Genomic DNA, 23,907 nt, shown 5'->3' on the forward strand with positions numbered 1-23,907 from the left:
ATGCGACGTCAGATACTCGACTCGACCGGCCGCCGGGGCACCGTGATCGTCGCCTCGGCGGCCGTGCTGTGTCTGGGCGGTGCGCTGGCCGCCTGCGGCGGCGGTGCGGCGGACGACGGCTACGTGGCGGTCGGCGCGGCGGGCACCGGCCCGGAGGGAGCGCTGTCCGGTGCGGTGCCGCCGTCGGGAAAGGTGACGCTGGTACCGCTGGACAGAAACGACGGGCGCGGCGGGGGCGGCAGGGGCGGCGAGGACGGCAGCGGCGGCAAGGGCGACGGGGCCGGTGGGAGTACTGGGGGCCGGGCGGGCGGCGACGCGGCGTCGTCGGGAACCTCGGCCGACCGTGGCCGCCACCGCGACGGCTCCGGAGGCGCGGGCGACGGGGCAGGCGGGCCGTCCGGGACCCCTGGTGCGTCCGGCTCCGGCGGCGGGGGTACCGGCGGCTCGGGCGGTACCGGGGGTGCGGGCAGCGGCCCCGCGGATCCCTCGGCCCCCTCCACACCCGGCCCCGGCACCACCCCGCCCGCAGGGCCTGCCGTGCTGGTGGTGGGCGCCCCGGAACGGGCGGGCGCGGACGAGCGCTGGTGCGAGAAGGTGACGGTGGAGTTCCGCAACACCGGAGGATCACCGGTGCGGTCGGGGACCGCCACCTTCGCCACGCATATCATCGGCGGGCTGGGGATCGACTGGGCGACCGTCGAGACGTCCGCGCCGCTGCCCGCGCCGATCGGTGCGGGAGCTGCGCGGACGAAGACGTACACCGTCTGCGTGGACGCCTGGCGGGTGCCCCTGGGGATGCATGTCGAGACCCGGGACGTCACCGCCGTATCGAAGTGACGGGTGGAGGCGGGGCGGTACGGGGAACCCGTGCGCCGGTCAGCCGAGCGCGAGCCAGGCGACCGCCGCGAGGACGACGAGCACCGCGACGACGGTGACGATCACCCCGGTCTTCGGTCCGGACGAGGCGGCCGGCTGCTGCCGGCGCTGCGGCTCGCCCTCGTCGACGAAGGCGCGGAACATCTGGGTGCTGCCGGCCGGGTCGTTGTTGCCCTCGGGGCCCTGCGGGGCGTGGGGGTTGTGTGCCATGTGCCAGGACCCTAGCGAACTCGGCGTTACGGCCCAACCCCCGGGTCGCCGAAGGGCCGTGGCCGGTGCCGGGGGATCGGGTCGGGGAGAGACGCGCACCCCGCCGCAAGGCCGCTGCGAAGCCCTCGTGGAACCGGTGCGGAGCCACCCGCAGGACCGGTGCGGAGCCCCCCGCGGAGCCGCCGCAGAGCCGGTGTGGAGCCGCCGTGGAACCATCGCGGAGCCGGTATGAGCCGGTATGAGCCAGCGCGAGACGATGCGAACCGGCGCGAAAGGGGCGGCCCCCTCGCGTACCGGCGCCCGGACGCCCCCCGTGCCCGCGCACCTCTGTATACGCGTCCGTATACACGGCCACCTACACGGCGGGGCCGTCCCGCACGCGCCGCAGGCGGGGTAACCGACCGCCCCGGCTGTGGCAGGAGACACACCCGTCCCGGCCCGCCCCCCACACGCTGGGCGTTTGACCCAAGCCCTACGCAGCCTTTTGCGTTCCTTTACTTCTGCAAGCGCCCTTTCGTTTGCCTTCAGCAACCATCGGCTTCTATGGTTGCCCTAAGCAACAAGATGACAACAAGATGAACCGATGACATGCCTGGGGGGCCCGTGGCCGTACGAGGCCAGTACGAAGAACTGGCCCGGCAGCTCAGCGCCGTCGGAGCCGTCAAACGGGGGCTCGCCCGCATGCTGCCCGCCGAATGTCCCGCCGGCTCCGCCGCCGTACTGGCGCTCCTGCGCGAGCACGGCGAAATGCGGATCAGCAGGCTGGCCGAACTGATGGCCGTCGACATGTCCGTGACCAGCCGTCACGTCGCCCACGTGGCAGAACGCGGCTGGATCGAGCGGTCTCCGGACCCGGCGGACAAGCGGTCCCGCATCCTGCGGCTGACCCCCGCCGGACGTCGCCTGCTCAGTGATCTGAACCAGCGGGTCACCGAACTCTTCGTCCACAACCTCTCCGACTGGTCCGACGACGAGGTCGGACAGCTCAACACGCTGCTGGCCCGGCTGCGCGACAGTTTCGCCTGCCGCGGCCCCGGGGGGTGCGCCCCCGGGAAGCACATCGGCGACTGCCGCCCGCGGCCCGCCGACAGCGACAACGACTTGCACACCCGTACACCTGTGTAACAGAAGCAAAGACAAGGAACTCAATGGCTACGACCACACCAACCGGTGTGCGGGGCGGCCACGCCAAGCACGGGGCATCACCCGATGCCTCGTCCGGCGCGCCGATGACACACCGACAGATCATGGAGGCACTGGCCGGGCTGATGCTCGGCATGTTCGTCGCGATCCTGTCGTCGACGGTCGTCTCGAACGCCCTTCCGGAGATCATCTCCGACCTCGGAGGCGGCCAGAGCGCCTACACCTGGGTCGTCACGGCCTCGCTGCTGGCGATGACCGCCACCACCCCTCTGTGGGGCAAGCTCTCCGACCTGTTCAGCAAGAAGCTGCTGGTCCAGATAGCACTCGTCATCTACGTCGCGGGCTCGGTCGTCGCGGGTCTCTCGACCAGCAGCGGCATGCTGATCGCCTGCCGTGTCATCCAGGGCATCGGCGTCGGCGGTCTCTCCGCCCTCGCGCAGATCGTGATGGCGGCGATGATCGCCCCGCGTGAGCGCGGTCGCTACAGCGGATACATCGGTGCGGTGTTCGCCGTCGCCACCGTCGGTGGTCCGCTGCTCGGCGGTGTCATCACCGACACCAGCTGGATGGGCTGGCGCTGGTGCTTCTACGTCGGTGTGCCGTTCGCCGTCATCGCGCTGGTCGTGCTCCAGAAGACGCTGAAGCTCCCGGTCGTGAAGCGTGAGGTCAAGGTCGACTGGTGGGGTGCTCTCTTCATCAGCGCCGCCGTGTCGCTGCTCCTTCTCTGGGTGACCTTCGCGGGCGACAAGTACGACTGGCTCTCCTGGCAGACCGCCGCGATGCTCATCGGCTCCGTCGCGCTCGCCGGGCTCTTCATGGTCATCGAGTCCAGGGCCAGCGAGCCGATCATCCCGCTGCGCCTCTTCCGCAACCGCACCATCACGCTCGCCTCGATGGCCTCGCTGTTCGTCGGTGTCGCGATGTTCGCGGGCACCGTCTTCTTCAGCCAGTACTTCCAGCTGGCGCGCGGCAAGTCGCCGACGATGTCGGGCGTCATGACGATCCCGATGATCGCGGGTCTGTTCATCTCCTCGACGGTCTCGGGCCAGGTCATCACCAAGACCGGCCGCTGGAAGGCCTGGCTCGTCACCGGTGGCTTCCTGGTCACCGCCGGGCTCGGGCTGCTGGGCACCATCCGGTACGACACGGAGTACTGGCACATCGCGATCTTCATGGCCGTCATGGGTCTCGGCATCGGCATGATGATGCAGAACCTGGTGCTCGCCACGCAGAACCAGGTCGCTCCGTCCGACCTCGGCTCGGCCAGCTCCGTCGTCACCTTCTTCCGTTCGCTCGGTGGTGCGATCGGCGTCTCGGCGCTGGGCGCCGTCATGGCGAACCGCGTCACCCACTACGTCAAGGACGGCCTCGCGGACCTCGGTCCCCAGGGCGCCGCCATGGGCCACGGCGGCACCGGCGGCGGGGGCATCCCCGACCTGGACAAGCTGCCCGCGCCGTTCCGCACGGTCGTGGAGAGCGCCTACGGGCACGGTGTCGGCGATGTCTTCCTGTACGCCGCACCGGCCGCGCTGATCGCCTTCGTGATCACGATCTTCATCAAGGAGGTCGCGCTGAAGACGAACGCGGCGAACGACGCTCCGGCCACGGCCGAGTCCCCCGTCGCGGAAGCGGTCGATGCACCGGTCACCACGGCCGCCACCGCCGCCGTCACGGCCGCGCCGGTCTCCGGGGGAACGGCCGGGGCCACCCCGGCCGACACCCTGGAAGCCCCTGTCGCCACCCTTCAGGGCACGACCGTGCACGGTGTGGTGCGCGGCGCCGAGGGCGCCCCCGTCGCCCGGGCCGCCGTCACGCTGATCTCGCTGGCCGGCCGGCAGCTGGGACGCTCCGTCGCCCAGGCCGACGGCGGCTACGCACTGGACGCGCCGGGCTCCGGCAGCTACGTCCTGATCGCGTCCGCCGACGGCTTCCAGCCGCAGGCGTCCACCGTGGTCGTCGGTGACGAGCCGCTCTCGTACGACATCCTGCTCTCGGGTACGAGCGGCCTGGCCGGGACGGTGCGGACCGCCGAGACCGCCGCGCCGGTCGACGGCGCCATGGTCGTCGTGACCGATGTGCGCGGCGATGTGCTGGCCACCGGCAAGTCCGGCGAGGCGGGCGAGTTCGCCTTCGGTGAGCTGGTCCCCGGTCCGGTGACCGTCGCGGTGAACGCCGCCGGGTTCCGTCCGCTGGCGCTGCCGGTGGAGATCGGCGGCCAGGGTGTCACCCGGATCGAGGCCGCGCTGCAGGCCGGTGCGCTGGTGCAGGGTGTCGTGCGGGCCGGTTCCGGCCGGCGGCCGCTGCCGGACGCCCGGGTCACACTGGTCGACGCGGCGGGCAATGTCGTCGCCACCTCGATGACCGGGGAGGACGGGGCGTACGCCTTCACCGACCTGGACGCGGGCGAGTACTCGGTCGTCGCGACCGGCTACCCGCCGGTGGCCGGCGCGCTGACCGTGGCCGGTCGCGGGGTCGACGGCCACGACATCGAGCTCGCCCACCCCGGCGAGTAACCACAGACCCCTGGCGGGTCGGCGTTTCGAGCGGAGACGCTGTACCGGCCGGTGGAAATGGGCCCCGGTGGCGGGGGACGGCAGGCAGGGGACGGCCTGCCGTCCTCGCCCCGGGGCCCGACTCATTGAGTCGTTGAGCAAGGAGAGAGAACGGGATGGGACTTCGCGCACAGGTACGGACGCGGGACGGCTGGGCGGTCCAGCACGCGGTCGTGACGGTCACCGACATGTCCGGCACGCAGGTGCTGCGGGCCACTGCCGACGAGGACGGGACGGTACGGACCGACACCCCCCTCCAGGCCGGCGCGTACACAGTGATCGTCACGGCGGTCGGGTACGCCCCCGCCGCCTCCACCGCCCTCGTCACGGCGAGCGGGCGCGCCGAGGCCGGCACGGTGGTACTGGCCCGCCAGGGCGGTGTGGAGCTGCCGCCGCCGGGCGCCTGGTCGCTGGATCCGGCGCACTCCTCGGTGGGCGCGGTCGCGCAGCACCTGGGGATCTCCAGCGTGCACGGCCGGTTCACCGAGTTCGGCGGCCGCATCGAGATCGCGGAGGAGGTCCACCGGTCCCGGGTCGACGCCGTCATCAACGCGGCCAGCATCGACACCGGCAACGGGATGCGCGACAAGCACCTGCGCTCCCCGGACTTCCTGGACTCGGACCGCTTCCCGGAGATCACCTACCGCTCCAACGGGCTGACCCCGGCGGGCCCCGACCGCTGGCTGGTCCACGGTGAGCTGTCGCTGCACGGCGTCGTGCGCCCGGTCGACCTGAACCTGAGCTACCTCGGGACCGGCCCGGACCCGTGGGGCGGGGTGCGTGCGGCGTTCAGCGCAACGGCCGAGCTGCGCCGCGAGGACTTCGCCATGAACTACAACCAGGTGGTGCAGGCGGGCATCTCGGCGATCGGTACGACGCTGCGGATCGAGCTGGACATCCAGGCCGTGCAGGGTGCGTCCCTGCCGTCGTAGTCTGCGGACATGGCACCCCACATCGCTACGAACACCGCTGTGGAACTCGACGAGCTGCTTGCTTTCGTACGGCCCCGGCACCGGGCGATCCTGCTGACCACCCGGTCCGACGGCCGTCCCCAGGGCTCCCCGCTGACCTGCGGGGTCGACGACGCGGGCCGGATCGTCGTCTCCACCTACCCCGAACGGGCCAAGACCCGCAACGCGAAACGGGACGCGCGGGTGAGCGTCATCGTGCTGTCGGACGACTGGAACGGGCCGTGGGTGCAGATCGACGGCACGGCCGAGGTGATCGACTCGCCGGATTCGGTCGAGCCGCTCGTCGAGTACTTCCGGAACATCTCGGGTGAGCACCCGGACTGGGACGAGTACCGGGCGGCGATGGTGAAGCAGGGCAAGTCGATCATCCGGATCACTCCGGAGCGGTGGGGTCCGGTCGCCACCGGGGGCTTCCCCGCGTCTCTCGCGTCCGGCAGCTGACGGCCGCTCCCGGCTGCCCTTCCGGATACCGGCGCACCTTCCGTCGCCGGGCCTGCTCGCGCGGGCCCGGCTGCCGGCCGCACCGACGGCAGGGTCCTTCGGGCCGGGGACCGGCGTACAGGCCGAGGACCGGCGTACAGGCCGAGGACCGGCGTACAGGCGGGCCGGAGCTCAGCGGTCCCGCATCGCCTCGATGCCCGCGATCAGCAGGTCCAGCGCGAAGGTGAAGTCCCGGTCGCGCATCTCCTCGACCGTGTCGCCGCCGCGGGCGACCATCAGGTCCTGCGAGTACTCCACGATCCGCCTGAGCTGCGGCTGGCTCCGGATGGCGCCCAGGGACTGCCGGAAGAACTCGTCCTGACTGATCCCCGACTCGACGCTGCGCTGCACGAAGTGGCCCTCGATGGTGCCGAATCCGTACACGAACTGGAAGACCGCGGAGAGCGCCCCCGTCTGCTGGTGCAGCGGCAGGCCCGTCGCCCGGATCACGTCCTGGACGGCGTACGAGAACAGCATCGAGTGCGGGCCCATGTTGAGGAAGTGCCCGGCGAGCGGCGACACCCAGACGTGCCGGATCAGCAGCTGCCGGTAGGCGGTCGCCAGTTCGCGCAGCCGGTCGTGCCAGTGCGCGTCCTCCCGAGGAGGCGCGATCTCGTTGTAGACCGAGTCGAGGGCCAGCTCCAGCAGATCGTCCTTGGTGTCCACGTACCAGTAGAGGGACATCGCGGTGACGTCCAGCTCGGCGGCGAGCCGGCGCATGGAGAACTTGGCGAGGCCCTCGGCGTCCAGCAGGCGGACCGAGGCAGCGGTGATCCTGTCCCGGTCGAGACCGGCCGGCTTATCCGGTTTGCGGGCGCGCGACGGTGCCCGCTGATCCAGCCACACACTGGTCCTGGCAGGGTTCTTCATGCGGTCGGCCGCGGACACCATGGCACTCTCCTCGTCTTGCCGGCGGGACGGACCGGACGCGTACCCGTGCGCAGGAAGCGGATTCGTACGGTCCGATGCGCCCCGTCTCGATGCTATGCCGCCGCCCCGGCCCCGGCCGAGTCCACCCGGGCCGATTCTGCCCGCTCCGCACGGCGCAGGAGCGCCGCGGCCAGCAGGCCGCCGGCCAGCACCGCCACCGCTCCGACGAGCTGGCTGGTCTCCAGCCCCGAGGCGAAGGCGTCCGTGATCCGCGCCCGCTCCCCGTCGTCGGTGGCCGAGGCCAGCGCGGCGGGCAGTGAGGCCGCCCCGACGGCGGCCGGTACGAGCGCCCCGAACCGGGAGTTGAGCACCGCGCCGAGGACGGCGACCCCCAGCCCGTTGCCGAATTCGGCGAGCGTGCCGTTGACCCCCGCGCCCACGCCCGCCTTCTCCGGCGGAATGGCGCTCATGATCGCGTTGGCCATGGCGGGCATGGCCAACGCGATGCCGGCGCCCATCACGACCAGGCCGAGCAGCATGCCGCCGTAGCCGTCGCCGCCGAGCAGCGCGATCGCGGCGAGACCGGCGGCCAGCAGGCTCATCCCGGCAGCGATGGTCACCGGAGTGCCCAGCTTGGGCACCAGCCTGGCGCCCAGTCCGGTGAGGTTGAGGGCGACGACGCTCAGCGCCAGCGGAGCCGTCCGCAGACCGGCCTCCAGCGGCCCGTAGCCGAGGACGAACTGGAGCTGCTGGGTGAGCAGGAAGAGCGAACCGCCCATCCCGAAGGCGACCAGGACCGCGCCCGCGACCGCCCCGATGAACTTCTGGTCCCGGAAGAAGTGCATGTCCAGCATCGGATACGGGATGCGCAGCTCCCACAGCACGAATCCGGCGAGGACGGCGATCCCGATGAAGGCGGTCAGCAGCACCCGGCCCGACGTCCAGCCGTGCTCCGGGCCGGAGATGATCGCGTACACGACGGAAGCCATACCGATGGTGGACAGCAGCGCGCCGAGCAGGTCGGGGCGCTCGCCGCTGGAGTTCCTGGACTCCGGGACGAGCCGGGTAACGGCGGCCAGGCCGATGACGGCGACGGGGATGTTGATCAGGAAGATCGCGCCCCACCAGAAGTGGTCGAGCATCACGCCGCCGATCAGCGGTCCGACGGCGAAGCCGAGCGAGCTGACGGTCGACCAGATGCCGATGGCCTTGACCCGCTCGGAGTCGTCGAAGATCTGCACGATGACCGCCAGGGTCGTCGTCATCAGCAGCGCGCCGCCGATGCCCATGCCCGCACGGGCGGCGATGAGCTGCGCGGACGTCTGGGCGAGCCCGGCCACCAGTGAACCGATGCCGAACAGGGCGAGCCCGGCGACCAGCATCTTCTTGCGGCCGTAGCGGTCGGCGGAGCTGCCGGCCGTGAGCAGCAGACCCGACTGGACCAGCGAGTAGGCGTTGATCATCCACTGCACATCGGCGGTGGAGGCGTTCAGCTCCTGGGTGAGGGAGGGGATCGCCACGTTGAGCACGGTGTTGTCGAGCAGCACGGTGAGCTGAGCGAGGCAGATGACGCCGAGGATCAACCAGCGTTGCGGATGTCTCGGCGGCGAGAGGTGGTTCTGCTCGGCGACGGTCGCCGTCATGCGGACTCCTGCGTTCTGTTTCTTATACGGCGTACAGGGATAAGACGTACACCGTATAGCTCGCCTTATACGGTGTACAACTCATTTCCGCGCGATACCGTGCTCGCCGCTGATTCGACAAGGACTGGAGTGGTATGTCACTGCGTCGTCGTACGGTGGACGTGCTCATCGCAGCGGGCCTGTCGGGGGCCGTCCTCGCGCCTCCCGCGTCGGCCGCCGGGCAGGGGCACGCGGTGCCGCTGCGCGTGGCCACCTACAACATCCATGCGGGCGCCGGCATGGACAACGTCTTCGATCTCGACCGGCAGGCGGCCGAACTGCGCGCGCTGGACGCCGATGTGATCGGCCTCCAGGAGGTCGACGTCCACTGGGGCACCCGCAGCCAGTGGCGCGACCTGGCGGGTGAACTGGCCGAGCGGCTGCACATGCACGTCTCGTTCGCCCCGATATACAGCCTCGATCCCGGGACACCCGGTGCGCCCCGGCGCGAGTTCGGGGTCGCGGTGCTGTCCAGGTACCGGATGACGAGCACCGAGAACCACGAGATCACCCGGCTCTCCACCCAGGACGCGAACCCGGTGCCGGCCCCCGCGCCCGGCTTCGGCGAGGTGGTCCTCCGGGTGAAGGGACTGCCCGTGCACGTGTACGTGACGCATCTCGACTACCGCGCCGACCCGTCCGTACGGACCGCCCAGATCGCCGACACCCGCCGGATCATGGCGCAGGACGGGGCACCGGGGCCGGGGGCCGGGCGGCAGAAGGTGCGGCAGATCCTGCTCGGCGACTTCAACGCGGCCCCGGACGCTCCCGAGCTCGCCCCGCTGTGGGAGCGGCTGACGGACGTCGAGCCCGGCGGGCCGACGTACCCGGCGCAGGATCCGGTGCAGCGGATCGACTACGTGGCGGTGTCGAAGGATTCCGTACAGGTCCGCGACGCGGCGGTGGCCGAGACGCTCGCCTCGGACCACCGCCCGGTGGTCGCCGACCTGCTGCTGCGGCGCTGAGCCTCAGCTGCTCTGCTTCGGCCGGGTCAGGTCGTAGAAGGTGGCGCTGCCGACCGTGACCTCCTTGAAGTTGTCCTCCACCCAGGAGGAGATCTGCGAGGAGGGGCCGGTGCCGCCGCCCCCGCCCATTCCGCCCGCGATGAAATAGTGGATCCTGCCGTCCTCAACGTACTGCTCGAACCGGTCGAGCGTCGGGGACGGGTCGCTGCCGTTGAAGCCTCCGATCGCCATCACCGGTTCTTCGGTGGCGAGTTGGTAGCTCGCGGCGTTCTGGGATCCGATGGCGGCGGCGGCCCAGGTGTAGTCCCCGGCGTTCTCCTCCAGGATCTTCCTGGCCTCGGCGCCGACGGACGCGCCGTTGAGCAGCCCGCCCATGCCGCCGCCCCCGAAGCCTTCGCCCATGCCGGGCATGCCGGGCATGGCGCCGGGCTGCCGGCCGTTCTGCGAGGTGCCGGGCCGGCCCGGCACCTGGCCCTGGATCTGGCCCTGGCCCTGGCCGGGCGGGGTGCCGGTCGGAGGCTGCCCCATGCCGCCACCCTGCTGATTGCCCTGCTGATGGCCCTGCCCCGGGAGACGCATCCCGCCGCCGGGACCACCGCGTCCGCCGCCACCCCTGCCGCCGGGACCGCCCATGCCGCCCGAGGACGGGCCGGCCGTCACGATCGAGCCCTGGTGCCCGGTGTTCAGTGTGCTCGCGGCGTACGCGGACGGCCCGGCCAGCGACGCGGCGAGGCCCAGCCCCACGACGACGAGCGCCGACCGGCGCCCCAGCCGGGACACGAGCAGCAGACCCAGCGCACCGGCGATCCCGGCGGCCGGCACGGCCGTGCGCAGCCACGGCAGGTAGTCCGGGGTCCGCCCCAGCAGCACGTACGCCCAGTACGCCGTCACGGCGACCGTGACGCCGAGCGTGGCACCCGCCCACCAGCGGGACCGCTCCTCCCACAGGACCGTCGCGCCCATACCGGTGAGCGCCGCGAGATACGGCGCCAGGGCGACCGTGTAGTACTGGTGGAAGATGCCGGCCATGAAGCTGAAGACGACCGCGGTCATCAGCAGCGAACCGCCCCAGGCGAGGAACGCCGCACGGGCCGTGTCGGTGCGCCCGGCCCGCCAGGTCAGCCAGACACCCGCGACGAGGAGGATCAGCGCGGCGGGCAGCAGCCAGGAGATCTGGCCGCCGATCTCGGAGTCGAACATCCGGCCGACGCCGGTCTCGCCCCACTGGCCGCCGGCGCCGCCGCCGCCCCCACCGCCTCCGACACTGCCGGTCTCGTCGCCGTTGATCCGGCCGAGACCGTTGTAGCCGAAGGTCAGCTCCAGGAAGGAGTTGTTCTGCGAGCCGCCGATGTACGGACGCGACGAGGCGGGCCACAGTTCGACGATCGCGACCCACCAGCCGCCCGCGACGACCGTCACGAGGGCCGAGAGCGCGAGTTGGCCGAGCCTCTTGCGTACGGGTACCGGCGCGAACACCGCGTACAGCACGGCCAGCGGCGGCAGGATCAGGAACGCCTGGAGGGTCTTGGTCAGGAAGGCGAACCCGACCGCGACGCCCGCCCACACCAGCCACTTGGTCCGGCCGTTCTCCATGGCGCGCAGCACGCAGTAGACGGTGGCGGTCATCAGCAGCGCCAGCAGCGCGTCCGGGTTGTTGAAGCGGAACATCAGCGCGGCGACGGGCGTGAGCGCGAACACCGCCATCGTGATCAGCCCGGCCACGGCGTTGAACCGGCGGCGCACAGCCGCGTACAGCACCCCGGCCGTCGCCACCCCCATCACCACCTGCGGCACCAGGATCGCCCAGGAGTTGAGGCCGAGGATCCGTACCGACAGGGCCATCGGCCAGAGCGAGGCCGGGGGCTTGTCGACGGTGATCGCGCCGGCCGCGTCCAGCGAGCCGAAGAAGAGGGCCTTCCAGCTCCGGCTGCCCGCCTGGACGGCCGCGGAGTAGAAGGAGTTGGCGTATCCGGAGGCGCTGAGATTCCACAGGTACGCGGCCCCGATGACCAGCAGCAGGGCGAGGAAGGCGGGCCGCGCCCAGCGCGGATCCTCGGGCCTGCCCCGCCACACGCGGTGCGCCAGGGACCTGTTCGGGCGGCCGTGGGCCGGCGCGGTGGACGGCACAGGGGCCGGCGCGGTGGACGGCGCGCCCGGCGGGGCCGGGAGGTGGTCGGGATGCGGCGTGGTCATCGGGCATTCCCCAGTTCGTGGTGGGTGTCGTCGGCGTGCCCGGCCGGGCGGGCCTGCGCCGCGGCCCGCTCCGGGAAGACCCAGGCGCGGAAGAGCAGGAAGCGCAGCACCGTCGCCGCGAGGTTGGCCGCGATCAGCACGGCGAGTTCCGTGGCGTGCGAGGGCGATCCGGAGGCCGCTCCCAGCGCGGCCAGCGAGCCGCTGGTCAGCGCGAGACCGATGGCGAAGACGACCAGGCCCTGCGCCTGGTGGCGTACGGCCCCGCCCCGGCCGCGTACGCCGAAGGTGAGCCTCCGGTTGGCCGCCGTATTGGCGACGGCCGACACCAGCAGCGCGCCGCCGTTGGCGAGCTGCGGGCCCACGCCCAGCCGGAACAGCGAGTACAGGGCGAGGTAGCAGAGCGTGGAGAGGGCGCCGACGACACAGAACCCGACGAGCTGGCGGGCCAGTCCGCCCGGCACCCCGCTCAGCGCCCGGTCGCGCGGATCGTCCCCGAAGGGCCGCGCCAGCCGGTCCAGCGGCAGCGCGCCGACCGCCAGCGCCCGCCCCACCCGCCACACGCCTTTCAGGTCCTCGGCCGCCGTCCGCACGATGTGGACGGTGGAGTCGGGGTCGTCGACCCAGTCGACCGGCACCTCGTGGATGCGCAACCCGGCGCGTTCGGCGAGCACCAGCAGCTCGGTGTCGAAGAACCACCCCGAGTCCTCCACCATCGGCAGCAGCCGCTCCGCGACATCGCGCCGGATGGCCTTGAACCCGCACTGCGCGTCGCTGAACCGGGCGGCCAGCGACGAGCGGAGGATGAGGTTGTAGGCGCGCGAGATGAACTCCCGCTTCGATCCGCGCACCACCCGCGAACTACGGGACAGCCGGGAGCCGATGGCCAGGTCGGAGTGGCCCGAGATGAGCGGCGCGACCAGCGGCAGCAGCGCGTTGAGGTCGGTGGACAGGTCGACGTCCATATAGGCCAGCACCGGGGCCTCCGAGCCCGACCAGACGGTACGCAGCGCCCGCCCCCGGCCCTTCTCCTCCAGCCGGTGCGACCGCACCCGGGGCAGCCGGTCCGCGAGCCGGGCCGCCACCTGCGGTGTGCGGTCGGTGCTGGCGTTGTCCGCGACGGTGATCCGGAAGGCGTACGGGAAGGTGCGCGCCAGATGGTCGTGCAGGCGCAGCACACACGGTTCGAGGTCCTTCTCCTCGTTGTGGACGGGTACCACCACGTCGAGTACGGGGGCATCTGCCGCATCGACCGCTCCGGCGAGGAGGTGGTCCCGGGCCGGCAGGGTGCTCCAGGGAGTGTCGGTTCGCATGGGAACGACACTCGCCACCCCCGCTGTCACGCCGGTGTGCTGAGCCTGTCCCCATGCTGTGAGTGCGACGCGGCCGGAGGAAGGGCGGGCAGACGGACGGCGAACACCGTGCGTCCCGGCACCGATTCGACCTCGACCCGGCCGCCGTGCGCGGCGACGACGGCCTGCACGATGGCGAGCCCGAGCCCGGTGGAGCCCGCGCCGCGGGAGCGCGAGGCGTCACCCCGTGCGAATCGCTCGAAGACGTGCGGCAGCAGCTCGGGCGGGATGCCGGGCCCGTCGTCCGCGACCTCCAGCACCACCCAGGGCCTGCCGGCCGCGGACCGCACCCGGACGGTGACGGTCGTCCCCGGCGGGGTGTGGGTGCGGGCGTTCGCCAGGAGATTGACCAGCACCTGATGGAGCCGGGTCGGATCGCCGCGCACGGTCGCGGGCTCGTCCGGCAGTTCGAGGCGCCAGTGGTGGCCGTGCTCCCCGGCGGCACGGGCATCGCTCACCGCGTCGACGACGACCGGGGAGAGGTCGGTGCTCTCCAGGCCGAGCGGGCGGCCGGCGTCCAGCCGGGCGAGCAGCAGCAGATCCTCCACCATGCCCGTCATCCGCTCCGCCTCGGACTCGATCCGGGCCAGGGCGTGCCGGGTGTCGGGGCCGGTCTCCTCGTGGCCGCGCCGGGTCAGTTCGGCGTATCCGCGGATCGAGGCCAGCGGGGTGCGCAGCTCGTGGCTGGCGTCCGCGACGAACTGCCGTACCCGTGTCTCGCTCTCCTGCCGCGCCTCCAGTGCCGAACCGACGTGGCCCAGCATCCGGTTGAGCGCCGCGCCCACCTGGCCGACCTCGGTCCGGGGGTCGGCCTCGGCCTCCGGAACCCGTTCCAGGGGGGCCACCTCGCCGCTGTGCAACGGGAGTTCGGAGACCAGGGTCGCGGTCGCGGCGACCCGGCGCAGCGGGCGCAGTGCGACGCCGACGATGGCGGCGCCCGCGAGCCCGGCCGCGATCAGACCGGCGCCGGTGACGCAGACCTCGACGAGGATCAGGGTGGTGAGGGCGGAGCTCACCTCGGTGGCGGGGATGCCGACGAGGACGGTCCTGCCGTGCGGGTCCGTGACCGCCTCCACCCGGCTGGAGCCGAGCCCGGGCAGATCGACGGTGCGCGGTTCCTCCCCGGCGGAGAGCTCCGCCGCCTCCAGTGCCGTGCCCTGGGCCGCGGTCATCGGCTGCCCGGCGTCCTCGGCCCAGGGCCCCGGCGTGGTGGTCTCCACGACGACGCGCGAGTCGGTGACCGCGCCGTCCGCCACCACGGCCCCGAAGGCGTCGACGGGCAGCCCGCGCGCGTCCACGAAGGCCAGCGGGTCGAGGCTCTGCGGGACACCGCCGCCGGGCATCGGTCCCCCGCCGGGCGGCTTCGCGGCCCGTACGGCGATGGCGGCCAGCTGGTCGTCGAGCTTGCCGTACATGTAGCTGCGGTAGGCGATGGTGGTGACCGTCCCGATGACCGCGGCGACGACGGCGATCAGCGTGACCGCCGAGACCACCAGCCGGGTCCGCAGCGTCCACGGCCCCCGCCACCCGCGGGGGTGCCTACTCACCGGGCTTGATGAGATATCCCGCCCCGCGCCGGGTGTGGATCATCGACGACCGTCCCGCGTCGATCTTCTTGCGCAGGTACGAGATGTACAGCTCGACGACGTTCGCCTGCCCGCCGAAGTCGTAGTTCCAGACCCGGTCGAGGATCTGCGCCTTGCTCAGCACCCGCCGCGGATTGCGCATCAGGAAGCGCAGCAGCTCGAACTCGGTCGCGGTGAGGTGGATGGACGTCCCGCCCCGGCTCACCTCGTGGCTGTCCTCGTCCAGGGTCAGATCGCCGACCACGAGCGTCGACTCGCTGCGTACGGCCGTCGTGCCGGAGCGCCGGATCAGCCCGCGCAGCCGCGCCACGACCTCCTCCAGGCTGAACGGCTTGGTGACGTAGTCGTCGCCGCCCGCCGTCAGCCCCGCGATCCGGTCCTCCACCGCGTCGCGCGCGGTCAGGAAGAGGACGGGGACCTCGGAGAGCTCCCGCCGGAGTCTGCCGAGCACGGCGAACCCGTCCGTGTCGGGCAGCATCACGTCGAGGACCACCGCGTCGGGCCGGAAGTCGCGCGCCATCCGTACGGCCCCGGCACCGTCCCCGGCGCTGCGCACCTCCCAGCCCTCGTAACGCAGCGCCATGGACAGCAGCTCGGCGAGCGGGGCCTCGTCGTCCACCACCAGCACACGGACGGGGGTGCGGTCCGCCCTCAGCAGTTCGGTACGCCCCTGGGGCGAGGTCGTCGTCGTCATGCCCCAACCCTGTGAGGCTCCCCTGAAAGGGCCCTTACCCGAATCTGTGAATTCCCTGAGAAAGTGACACCCCCGACGGGCCGTCAGCCGGCCGCGAACAGGGCGCGCGCATTCCCGTGACAGACCGCCCGCAGCCAGTCGTCGCCCAGCTCCAGCCGTTCCAGCGCGTGCAGTTGGTGCGCGTACGGATACGGGATGTTCGGGAAGTCCGTGCCCAGCAGGATCCGGTCCCCGAGCGCGGCGAGCCGCCCCCGCTCGGCCACCGGGAACGGGGAGAAGTCCTCCGTGAAGTCCGTGAACGCCATCGTCGTGTCGAGCCGTACCTCGGGGTACGTCTCCGCCAGCGCCAGGAACTCCGCGTACTCCGGCATCCCCAGGTGCGCCACGATCAGCCGCAGCCGCGGGTGCCGGGCGAGCAGCCGGCCGACCGGTTCGGGCCCCGTGTACTTGCCGGGCGCCGGCCCCGAACCGCAGTGCATCACCACCGGGATCCCGGCCTCCGCGAGCAGCCCCCAGACGGGTTCGAGCAGCGGGTCATTCGGGTCGTACGCGCCGACCTGGAGGTGCGACTTGAAGACCCGCGCCCCCGCCTCGACGGCCTCGCGCACATACCGTTCCACGCCCTCCTCCGGGAAGAACGTCGCGGTGTGCAGGCAGTCCGGCACCCGGCGCGCGAAGTCGGCCGCCCAGCCGTTCAGCCAGGCGGCCATCCCCGCCTTGTGCGGGTAGAGCATCGAGGTGAACCGGAGCACGCCGAACGACCGCAGCAGCCCCAGCCGTTCGTCCTCGTCGTGCCGGTACTCGATCGGCCACTCCATCCCGGTCAGCGGCCCCGCGGAGTCGAAGTACGCCCAGACCTTGGCCAGCACCCGCTCCGGCATGAAGTGCGTATGGACATCGATGATCCCGGGCAGCCCCAGCCGCTCCCAAAACCGCACGACGTCATCGGCGTCACCGCTCATCCCACGTCCCTCTCACCGTTCACCACCCGGCCGGTCCGACGATCGACGATCTCAGAACAACCCGTCCTGCACGCCACCGCCCCCGATGTCCGCCACCGGCACCCCCACCCCGGCCCGCGGGTCCGCGGCCACCAGCCCCCACCCGGTCATCAGCCGGGTGTCCAGCACCACCACCCCCGCCGTCTCCGTCGCCAGATGCAGATCCGGCCCGGCCGCCGCCACCAGCCGCCCCGCGACCGTGCCCCCGGCCACCAACTCGGTCACCGCCGAGGCCACCTCGACCACCCCGTCGAGCCCGAACAGCCCGGCATGATCGACCGCCTCGAACGGCAGCCGCTCCAGCGACTCCGGCCACCCGGCCCCCTCCAGCGCCACGGCCCGCCCGTAGAGCTCCGCCACCTCGGCACGCCGCTCCGCCGCCCCCGGCAGCGCCCCGCGCACCGCCCGCTTCCTCGCGTACGGAATCCGGTCCGGCACCCCGAGTGCCGACCGCAGCAGCTCCTCGGTCCGCCGGCACGCCATCAACGGCCCCCGCCCCAGCCAGCTGAACACCACGGCCCCCTGCTCACGCAGCCGCGCCGCCTCCCGCTCCTCGGCGGTGATCCCGACCTTCACCATCCCCGGCCCGAACCAGGCCAGATACACGCGGTACGTCCTCGGGTCGTCGGCGATCGTGTCGGCGGCCACCGAATGCGCCCGGTCCAGCCGCGCGCACTCCGGACACCGCGCCCCCGTGCTCCGCCCCGACACCACGGCCCCCACCGGACACGCATTCCCGCGCGCCCCGACGCACCGCCGCGCCCCCTCGGCCCGGAACCCGAACTCCGTCCCGTACGCCTGCGCACTCACCCGCACGACCGCGCCCCGCCGCCAGCCCAGCACGGGCGGCCCCTGCGCGTCGGGCCACCGCAGCCCGGTGCACTGCCATCCCATAGCCATGAACACCCCTCAGAAAGACGTTGGCGGACGGCAGTGACAGCCCCGCCCCGAGACGGCGGCTCCGCCGCAGCGGTCACGGTCCCGGAGGGCAGCGTCCATTCGGGCCGGCAGCAGTCGCTCGAAGTCAGCGGCCCGGACAGCAGCAGGCCCACCGGCACCCGTCCACGCAGAAGCGTCCTCAGTCGGATGCGAGGAACTCGGCCAGCCGAAGGGTGTCTTCGAGGTAGCGCTCGTAGGGAAACCCGGCCGCGACCAGCCCGGCGCGGAGCTCGTCGTAGAGCGGCTTTCCGGCGGTGTGGAAGGCTTTCCGGCCGGCCTCGGTGAGGCGGACCAGCCGCCGCCGCGCGTGTTCGGGGTCGACGGTGATCTGCACCAGGCCACCCGCTTCGAGCGGTCGTAGCGCCCGGCTGATCGCCGGGTCCGACACCGACAGCGCCTGCGCCAGCCGATGCTGCGTCGCCGGCTCGATGTCCTCCAGCGTGCCCAGAAGTCGTATCTGGCTGTAGGTCAAGCCGTCGGGGTCATCCGTGCGCTGCCGGGCGGCCTCGCCCAGCAGCATGACCACGCGGTGCAGCAGGTCTGCGAGTCCATCATCCACACCACCACTATACCTAACTCTTGACCGGTTAATATTAACTAGGTAAGACTGAGGCATGGATACCTTCTCCTATCTCGCCCAGTCCGCGTTCCCCCTGGTCTGGATCGTGGTGCCGGCCGTCGGAGCCTTCGTACGGACCCGCCGCGCCCAGTCACCCCAGCAGGCGCTGGAAACCTGGCAGCGCTGGTGGGCCATCGGCGCCTTCGGCTGCGGCAGCCTGTGGATGACGGTCGCGTTCCTCGCCTTCCCGGACGTCATGGCCACCGCGATCGGCTTCGACCGGACGCCTTTCATGTTCGAGATCGCCTTCGCCAACCTCGGGCTGGCCGTCATGGGCTTCCGGGCCGCCTCGGCATCCGCGCGCGAGCGCATCACCATCGGGCTCGGCGGCGGGATGTTCCTCTGGGGAGCCGCGGCCGGCCACGTCCACCAGTGGTTCGCCCACGGTGACCACGCCCCCGGCAACACCGGCGGAGTCCTCGTCAACGACCTCCTGATCCCGGCGGTCATGATCATCCTGGCCATGCGATCCCGACGCCTGGCGGCCACACCCCGGCCGACCGCGGACATCGCCACCTGACCGACCTCACCCCCGGCACGGCTGTTCACACGGGCACGGCTGTTCATGCGGGCCCTGGCCCTGTAGCCGCCACCAGCAAACAGCTCTCGCCGCCGCCCAGGCATGGCCAGACGCTCGCCAACGCACAATCCGGCTTGGCCAGGTGGCAATTCCACCCTGTCAGCGATGCTGGAGGTCGATCGGGAGGGGCCACAGCGATGCGGTGGAAGATCCAACGGGGAACGTCCGATCTACGAGAACAGCCGGGTGAACCGGTGGCTCACCGACGTCGAGACGCCGGACGGAAACCGCTGGGAGCACCACGTCGTCAAGCTCCGGCACCTGGCCGTGGCCGCCGTGATCAACGAGCGGCGCGAGGTTCTGACGACGCCGGCACCTGGCGGGCCCGCCACCACCCCCGCTTCGTCGCCGACATCACCGGTGACGGACGCGTCGACGTCATCGGCTACGGCGGCCCCGGAGTGAACGTAGCCCGAAACCTCTACCGCCGCTTCAGCACCCGATAGCCCAGGCCACGGACTCCTGGTCCGAAAACCACCACCCCGGCACGGCAGAGCACCTTCATCTGTCTTCCCGACCGCCTCGGCGGCAGGACGGGGTCGGCTGGCGGGCTCTCGTACTCAACTGTCGCCAGTCCTCAGAGGCGTCCGGCCGACTGGTTACCTTGCGTGATCGTCAGCGGCGTACGGCCCCGGGCCCCGCCGCTCTCCTTGAGGGGCGGCCGGTGTGCGCGACCAGGTCGGGCCCCGTCGTCCCGGGTCAGCGTCTGACGATCCGGTCGAGGACGGTGGCAATGCCGGACTTGATCGCGTCGCGGTGGTGGAGGGGTTCCGCGGGCAGTTCGCTGGTGGGGCGCACGCCCCGGTCGGCGAGGATGTAGAGCAGGCGCAGGGTGCGCAGGCAGTTGCTGATGTGGGCGGGCACCGGGGTGCTGATGCGGTCGGCCCCGAAGCGGTCGGCGATTGGATCGAGCCAGCCGACGGCGTCGCGTTCACTCAGGTCGGTGCGGGTGAGGACGCGCGCGATCGCCCGGGCCAGGCGGTCGTCCTCCAGTTGGTCGTAGACGTGGTCGGTGTGCGCCGTCAGCCTCGCGGTGGCGAGGTTCAGCATCCGCACCGGCGCCACCTCAAGGTGGCAGCCGAAGGCGGCGAGCAGGTCCGCGCCGTGCGCCACCGCGTGAAGCCAGCCGAGGGTCTCGTCGTGACCGCGCAGATCCCGCTCGGCCGGGTACCAGCGCTCGAACGCGTCGACCCAGCCGGCCTTGAAGTCCCCCGCGGCCACCAGCATGTCGAGCACGAGGGGCGCGAAGGTGCGGGCCTCGACCCGCGGGTCGGTGAAACGGGCGGCCATCTGGTCCCCCAGTTCCAGCCGCCGTGACTTCTCGATCGTGCCGCGGGCGATCCAGGTAGCGAGGACGGCGTAGGGCGCGCCGTCCCGGACCAGCGGATCGGGATCTGCCAGCGCACGGGACAATTCCCGGACGAGGTCGTCCATGGGGCGGTCGAAGGGCACGGCGCAGTCGGCGGCCTCGACACTCTTCCAGTCGGTCATGACGGGCAGAATAGGTTCTCGTTGTCGTCGTACGCCTGCGAATTATGTCCGGGCACCCGCTTTGACCTGGCAACTTCCGTGCTGGACCACGTAGTTCTGGCGACAAGGAACGGGCCGCCCTCGAAAGGCCGGCCGGATCGTTCATGAGGTCGGCCGCCAGGACGACGCAGGCCCGGCAGATCGCCCCGGTCCAGCACGCGGACACGGCGGATCGCCTCGGCCCGCGACCCCTCAAGTGGATCCGCGTAACACTCCACCGACTGCAGAACCCGCCGCGGTATCCAGTACGTCCGCCCCTCCTCAGCCCCCTTGACGCACTTCGCCGCCAGCCGTGCTTCCCCCATCCGCGCGCTCCCCGATGCCGGGAGCTCGACGTCCAGGACGCCGGCCCACTCACGGACGCGCAGCCCGGTCCCGCACAGCCCGTCGACGAAGGCGCAGTCCCGGTCCTCGTTGAAGCCCCGCCAGCCTGCCCCGCGCACCACGATGGAGGTCTATGCCGAGGCGAGCGAGGAAGAAGTACGCGACGCAATCGGCAAGCTGTCCGACGCGATGGGCGGCACCGGCTGACAGGGTTGCTGTACTTCGCAGCTGTACGGGTAACGCGAGAGGCCCCCGGGATTTCTCCTGGGGGCCTCTCGCCTGTGTGCACTCGGCAGGATTCGAACCTGCAACCTTCTGATCCGTAGTCAGATGCTCTATCCGTTAAGCTACGAGTGCTTGTGCTTCCCGGTTTTTTCTCCCCGGTCGGCGTTGCGAGAACAACATTACATGACCTGTGCCGTAGCGCGAAATCCATTAGCCAGACCCGCCCCGGCCTGCGGAAACACCATGATCGGCGGGGTGCGTGGGCGGGGTGCCGCGCCCCCTGCGGGGCGGTCGGCGGACAGGGTGGGTCCGCATGCGGCCGGAGCCCCGCGCCGAGGGCTGCGGCACGGGGGCGCGCGTCAGCGGCCCCCTCTCCACGGACGTTCACGCGGTCGCCGCCACGGCGCCCGAGGCGTCAATTTCGACGGTGCCCGATTCACCCTGAGCAGGGGTGGGTGCGGGAGGCGCAGCGGAGGCTTCCGGCCATGACGGGGCGGGCGGGAGTGAACCAGGAGGCGGGTGCGACGGGCGCGGCGCACCGGTAGGCGGTGCGGGTGGCGGTGCGGCGGGAGTCGTCCGGGGGCGGGGTCGGCAAACCTGCCGCGCGGGGTTGGCCGAACCATCCGGCCCCTCGCTTTACGCGATCACGCGGATGCATTGCGCTACGGAGTGTCACGGCTCCGCCGCGGCGCGCAGCTGCGCGGCCCGACGGCGGTGCGTTCCAGCAGCGTCGACCTGAGGAGAAGAACCTTGTCCACACCTCCTGCTCCGCTCCGGGTTGCCCTGGCCAACGGCAGCTTCGAACAGCCCGTTGTCACCGGTGTGGAGATCCTGCCGGACTCCTCACAGACGCAGGCACCCAAGCGGGTCCCGGGCTGGCTCACCACCGCCACCGACCACATGATCGAGCTGTGGCACTCGGGCTTCAACGGAGTACCGGCGGCCGAAGGCGCCCAGTTCGCCGAGCTCAACGCCAATCAGGTCTCCACGCTCTACCAGGACCTGCCCACCACACCGGGTACGAAGCTGTACTGGCGGCTGTACCACCGCGGCCGCCAGGGGGACGACACCATGGCGCTGGACATCGGCGCGCCGGGCGCCGCGGTGCAGCAGAGACGCTTCACCGACGGCAACACCGCCTGGGGCTACTACACCGGCACCTACACCGTCCCGGCAGGCCAGACGCTGACGCGCTTCGCCTTCCGTTCCGTCTCCGCCGCCGGGGGCAACCAGAGCATCGGCAACTTCCTGGACGGCATCTTCTTCGGCACCGCCCCCTACCTGGTGCTCACCAAGACCGCCGCTCCCACGGGACCGCTGGAGGTGGGCGACGTCGTCACCTACCGCATCAATGCCAGGAACGAGGGCGGCGGCGCGGCCGAGAACCTCGTCCTGACCGACGTCATCCCGCAGGGCACGACGTATCTGCCCGGTTCCCTGCGCATCGTCGACGGCCCGAACGCTGGCGCGAAGACCGACGCGCGCGACGGCGACCAGGCGTACTACGACGCCGGGGCCGGCAAGGTCGTCTTCATGCTCGGCAACATCACCACGGCCGGGGAGGGCGGCAGCCTGCCCAACACCGAGACCCTCCCGGCGGGGACCACGGCCGAATACCGGGTCACCATCGACCGGGCCGCCGGCGGCAAGCAGATCAGGAACACCGCCACCGCCTCCTACGAGAACCGGCTCGGCGAGACCCCGGAGCCGCTGACGTCCACCTCCAACGAGCAGCTCACACAGGTCAACCCGGCCGCCGACCTGAGCGTGGTCAAGGCAGCCGACGCGACCACCGTCACCGTCGGCCAGACCGTGACCTACCGCGTCACCGTCCACAACTCGGGCCCGAACCGGGCCACCGGCGTCACCGTCACCGACCGGCTCCCGGACGGTCTCGCCTTCCTGTCCGCCGACGGCCCCGGAAGCTACGACCCGGCCACCGGACGGTGGACCGTGGGCACCCTGGCCGACGGCGCCGGAGCCACCCTCGTGCTGCGGGCCAAGGCCACCGAGGCCGGTCCGATCAGCAACACCGCCACCGTCACCGGCAACGAAAAGGATCCCGACCCCACCGACAACACCGACACCGTCACCATCTGCGTCGAGCCGGCCCCCTCCTGCTGCGACCCCTGCGCCACCCGGAAGTAGCCGGGGACCGGCCCTTGGTCACGTCACCCGTGCGATCAGGCGGGTGAGAACGACTCTGAGAACGGCTCTGAAAACGACTCAGGGAGTTCAGCCAAGATGGGCTGAACTCCCTGGTCAGAGAGCGGAGGCGGAGGGATTTGAACCCTCGATGGGCTTTAAGACCCAAACCGCATTAGCAGTGCGGCGCCATAGACCGGACTAGGCGACGCCTCCAGCACACCTCGCGCGAGCGCGAGTGGTGCGTGCAGATGATGTCACAGCTGAGCACTGCGCCACCAATCGCTGCCTACGGTACTAGGCAGTCGGGCACGAGGGCAAAGCGCCTGCCGTTGCGCAACGCCGTGGCGCGCGAAGCGTTAGTGAGGGCGGAGGCCGTTCGTCCCGCCGAGTCAGTGAGGGCGGAGGCCATTCGTCCCGCCGAAGTGCCCGAGCACAGGAGCCCGTATGTTGCGCCGTCTCGCCCTCACCGCCGCCGCGTCCCTCGCCGCGCTGACCGCCGCCGCGCCGGCCGCGACCGCGGCCGGCGGATCCTTTCCGCTGCCGCTGCCGCTGCCGCTGCTGTCCGGGGACGACGCCCGTACCCGGCTGACGGTGACGGTCTCGGGTTCGGGGGACCCCGCGGCCGAGGGCGTCTTCGAGCTGGAGTGCGGGCCGACGGGCGGCAGCCACCCGGCGGCACAGCCGGCCTGCGACCGGCTGGAGGAGCTGGCGCGGGAGGGCGCGGCCCCGTTCGCGCCGGTGTCCCGGGGCGCGATGTGCACCCAGCAGTTCGGGGGTCCGGCGACCGCCCGGGTCACCGGTACCTGGCGGGGACGGAGCATCGACACGGTCTTCGCCCGGAGCAACGGCTGCGAGATCTCGCGCTGGAACAATCTGCGGCCCGTGCTCCCCAACGTCCGATGAACGGGGGTCCGTACCCCTGTCCGGAGCACCGTATGCACAGAACCTTGGTGAGAGCTCCCCCGCATCC

20 protein-coding genes, 2 tRNA genes and 2 pseudogenes are annotated in these 23,907 nt (G+C 71.6%); 11 read left to right on the forward strand and 13 right to left on the reverse strand.

Annotated features, from left to right (window positions below):
• Positions 1-837 carry a hypothetical protein gene (locus tag ACFVT1_RS04185; protein ID WP_389792390.1) on the forward strand — a complete coding sequence of 279 codons (837 nt, stop codon included), beginning with the start codon at positions 1-3 and terminating at the stop codon, positions 835-837.
• A 39-nt stretch (positions 838-876) separates the two neighbouring features.
• On the opposite strand, the gene ACFVT1_RS04190 is transcribed toward ACFVT1_RS04185, so the two are convergent.
• Positions 877-1,086 carry a hypothetical protein gene (locus ACFVT1_RS04190; protein ID WP_362201435.1) on the reverse strand — a complete coding sequence of 70 codons (210 nt, stop codon included), beginning with the start codon at positions 1,084-1,086 and terminating at the stop codon, positions 877-879.
• 603 nt (positions 1,087-1,689) lie between these two features.
• Between ACFVT1_RS04190 and ACFVT1_RS04195 the strand changes: the two genes are divergently transcribed.
• The 4 genes from ACFVT1_RS04195 to ACFVT1_RS04210 all read left to right on the forward strand — a co-directional run bounded on the left by ACFVT1_RS04195 (position 1,690) and on the right by ACFVT1_RS04210 (position 6,193).
• Positions 1,690-2,211: a MarR family winged helix-turn-helix transcriptional regulator gene (locus ACFVT1_RS04195; RefSeq protein ID WP_389793332.1), complete on the forward strand. Its 522-nt coding sequence runs from the start codon at positions 1,690-1,692 to the stop codon at positions 2,209-2,211.
• A 23-nt stretch (positions 2,212-2,234) separates the two neighbouring features.
• Entirely contained in the window at positions 2,235-4,742 is a 2,508-nt protein-coding gene (locus ACFVT1_RS04200) for an MFS transporter (RefSeq protein ID WP_389792392.1), read from the forward strand.
• Between the two features lie 155 nt (positions 4,743-4,897).
• Positions 4,898-5,713 (forward strand): YceI family protein, encoded by an 816-nt coding sequence (locus tag ACFVT1_RS04205; RefSeq protein WP_362201445.1) that lies wholly within the window; start codon positions 4,898-4,900, stop codon positions 5,711-5,713.
• A gap of 9 nt (positions 5,714-5,722) precedes the next feature.
• Positions 5,723-6,193, forward strand: coding sequence for a PPOX class F420-dependent oxidoreductase (locus ACFVT1_RS04210; RefSeq protein ID WP_389792394.1), 471 nt, complete (start codon positions 5,723-5,725; stop codon positions 6,191-6,193).
• Between the two features lie 171 nt (positions 6,194-6,364).
• On the opposite strand, the gene ACFVT1_RS04215 is transcribed toward ACFVT1_RS04210, so the two are convergent.
• Entirely contained in the window at positions 6,365-7,123 is a 759-nt protein-coding gene (locus ACFVT1_RS04215) for a TetR/AcrR family transcriptional regulator (protein WP_389792396.1), read from the reverse strand.
• A gap of 92 nt (positions 7,124-7,215) precedes the next feature.
• A complete protein-coding gene (locus ACFVT1_RS04220) occupies positions 7,216-8,745 on the reverse strand; it encodes an MFS transporter (protein ID WP_389792399.1) in 1,530 nt (509 codons plus the stop codon).
• Between the two features lie 134 nt (positions 8,746-8,879).
• On the opposite strand from ACFVT1_RS04220, the gene ACFVT1_RS04225 reads away from it, so the two are divergent.
• Positions 8,880-9,749 (forward strand): endonuclease/exonuclease/phosphatase family protein, encoded by an 870-nt coding sequence (locus tag ACFVT1_RS04225; protein ID WP_389792401.1) that lies wholly within the window; start codon positions 8,880-8,882, stop codon positions 9,747-9,749.
• Positions 9,750-9,752: 3 nt separating this feature from the next.
• Here the strand turns inward: ACFVT1_RS04225 and ACFVT1_RS04230 are convergent, their stop codons facing one another.
• From ACFVT1_RS04230 to ACFVT1_RS04260, 7 genes are all read right to left on the reverse strand, one after another.
• Positions 9,753-11,942, reverse strand: a complete 2,190-nt coding sequence (locus ACFVT1_RS04230; RefSeq protein WP_389792403.1) for an ArnT family glycosyltransferase — start codon at positions 11,940-11,942, stop codon at positions 9,753-9,755.
• The gene (locus ACFVT1_RS04235; RefSeq protein WP_389792405.1) at positions 11,939-13,252 is read right to left on the reverse strand and encodes a glycosyltransferase; all 1,314 of its coding nucleotides are present in this window, start codon (positions 13,250-13,252) and stop codon (positions 11,939-11,941) included. The genes ACFVT1_RS04230 and ACFVT1_RS04235 overlap by 4 nt, the downstream gene beginning before the upstream one ends.
• 26 nt (positions 13,253-13,278) lie before the next feature.
• A complete protein-coding gene (locus ACFVT1_RS04240; protein ID WP_389792407.1) occupies positions 13,279-14,838 on the reverse strand; it encodes a sensor histidine kinase in 1,560 nt (519 codons plus the stop codon).
• Entirely contained in the window at positions 14,831-15,571 is a 741-nt protein-coding gene (locus ACFVT1_RS04245) for a response regulator transcription factor (protein WP_389792408.1), read from the reverse strand. The genes ACFVT1_RS04240 and ACFVT1_RS04245 overlap by 8 nt, the downstream gene beginning before the upstream one ends.
• Positions 15,572-15,654: 83 nt before the next feature.
• Entirely contained in the window at positions 15,655-16,533 is an 879-nt protein-coding gene (locus ACFVT1_RS04250) for an amidohydrolase family protein (protein ID WP_389792409.1), read from the reverse strand.
• Positions 16,534-16,584: 51 nt separating this feature from the next.
• A complete protein-coding gene (locus tag ACFVT1_RS04255; protein ID WP_389792411.1) occupies positions 16,585-17,472 on the reverse strand; it encodes a DUF2797 domain-containing protein in 888 nt (295 codons plus the stop codon).
• 178 nt (positions 17,473-17,650) lie between these two features.
• Complete coding sequence (locus ACFVT1_RS04260; protein ID WP_389792413.1) at positions 17,651-18,070, reverse strand: MarR family winged helix-turn-helix transcriptional regulator; 420 nt, start codon at positions 18,068-18,070, stop codon at positions 17,651-17,653.
• Positions 18,071-18,125: 55 nt separating this feature from the next.
• Here ACFVT1_RS04260 and ACFVT1_RS04265 point away from each other — a divergent pair, with 55 nt between their 5' ends.
• The 3 genes and pseudogenes from ACFVT1_RS04265 to ACFVT1_RS04275 form a co-directional block, all read left to right on the forward strand.
• Entirely contained in the window at positions 18,126-18,650 is a 525-nt protein-coding gene (locus ACFVT1_RS04265) for a DUF6790 family protein (RefSeq protein WP_389792415.1), read from the forward strand.
• Between the two features lie 197 nt (positions 18,651-18,847).
• Positions 18,848-19,013: pseudogene (locus ACFVT1_RS04270) on the forward strand (NUDIX hydrolase); the annotation flags it as partial.
• A pseudogene (locus ACFVT1_RS04275) lies at positions 19,013-19,156 on the forward strand (VCBS repeat-containing protein); the annotation flags it as partial. The pseudogenes ACFVT1_RS04270 and ACFVT1_RS04275, both read left to right, overlap by 1 nt.
• Before the next feature lie 253 nt (positions 19,157-19,409).
• Here the strand turns inward: ACFVT1_RS04275 and ACFVT1_RS04280 are convergent.
• Entirely contained in the window at positions 19,410-20,201 is a 792-nt protein-coding gene (locus ACFVT1_RS04280; protein WP_389792417.1) for a DUF2785 domain-containing protein, read from the reverse strand.
• 647 nt (positions 20,202-20,848) lie between these two features.
• A tRNA-Arg gene (locus tag ACFVT1_RS04285) sits at positions 20,849-20,921 on the reverse strand.
• A 618-nt stretch (positions 20,922-21,539) separates the two neighbouring features.
• Between ACFVT1_RS04285 and ACFVT1_RS04290 the strand changes: the two genes are divergently transcribed.
• Positions 21,540-22,937: a hypothetical protein gene (locus tag ACFVT1_RS04290; protein WP_389792419.1), complete on the forward strand. Its 1,398-nt coding sequence runs from the start codon at positions 21,540-21,542 to the stop codon at positions 22,935-22,937.
• Positions 22,938-23,059: 122 nt separating this feature from the next.
• On the opposite strand, the gene ACFVT1_RS04295 is transcribed toward ACFVT1_RS04290, so the two are convergent.
• A tRNA-Ser gene (locus tag ACFVT1_RS04295) sits at positions 23,060-23,150 on the reverse strand.
• A 231-nt stretch (positions 23,151-23,381) separates the two neighbouring features.
• Here ACFVT1_RS04295 and ACFVT1_RS04300 point away from each other — a divergent pair.
• Complete coding sequence (locus ACFVT1_RS04300; RefSeq protein WP_389792420.1) at positions 23,382-23,840, forward strand: SSI family serine proteinase inhibitor; 459 nt, start codon at positions 23,382-23,384, stop codon at positions 23,838-23,840.
• The last annotated feature ends 67 nt before the right edge of the window (positions 23,841-23,907 follow it).

Origin of the sequence: Streptomyces sp. NPDC057963, assembly GCF_042887155.1 — a bacterium.
Lineage (GTDB): Bacteria > Actinomycetota > Actinomycetes > Streptomycetales > Streptomycetaceae > Streptomyces.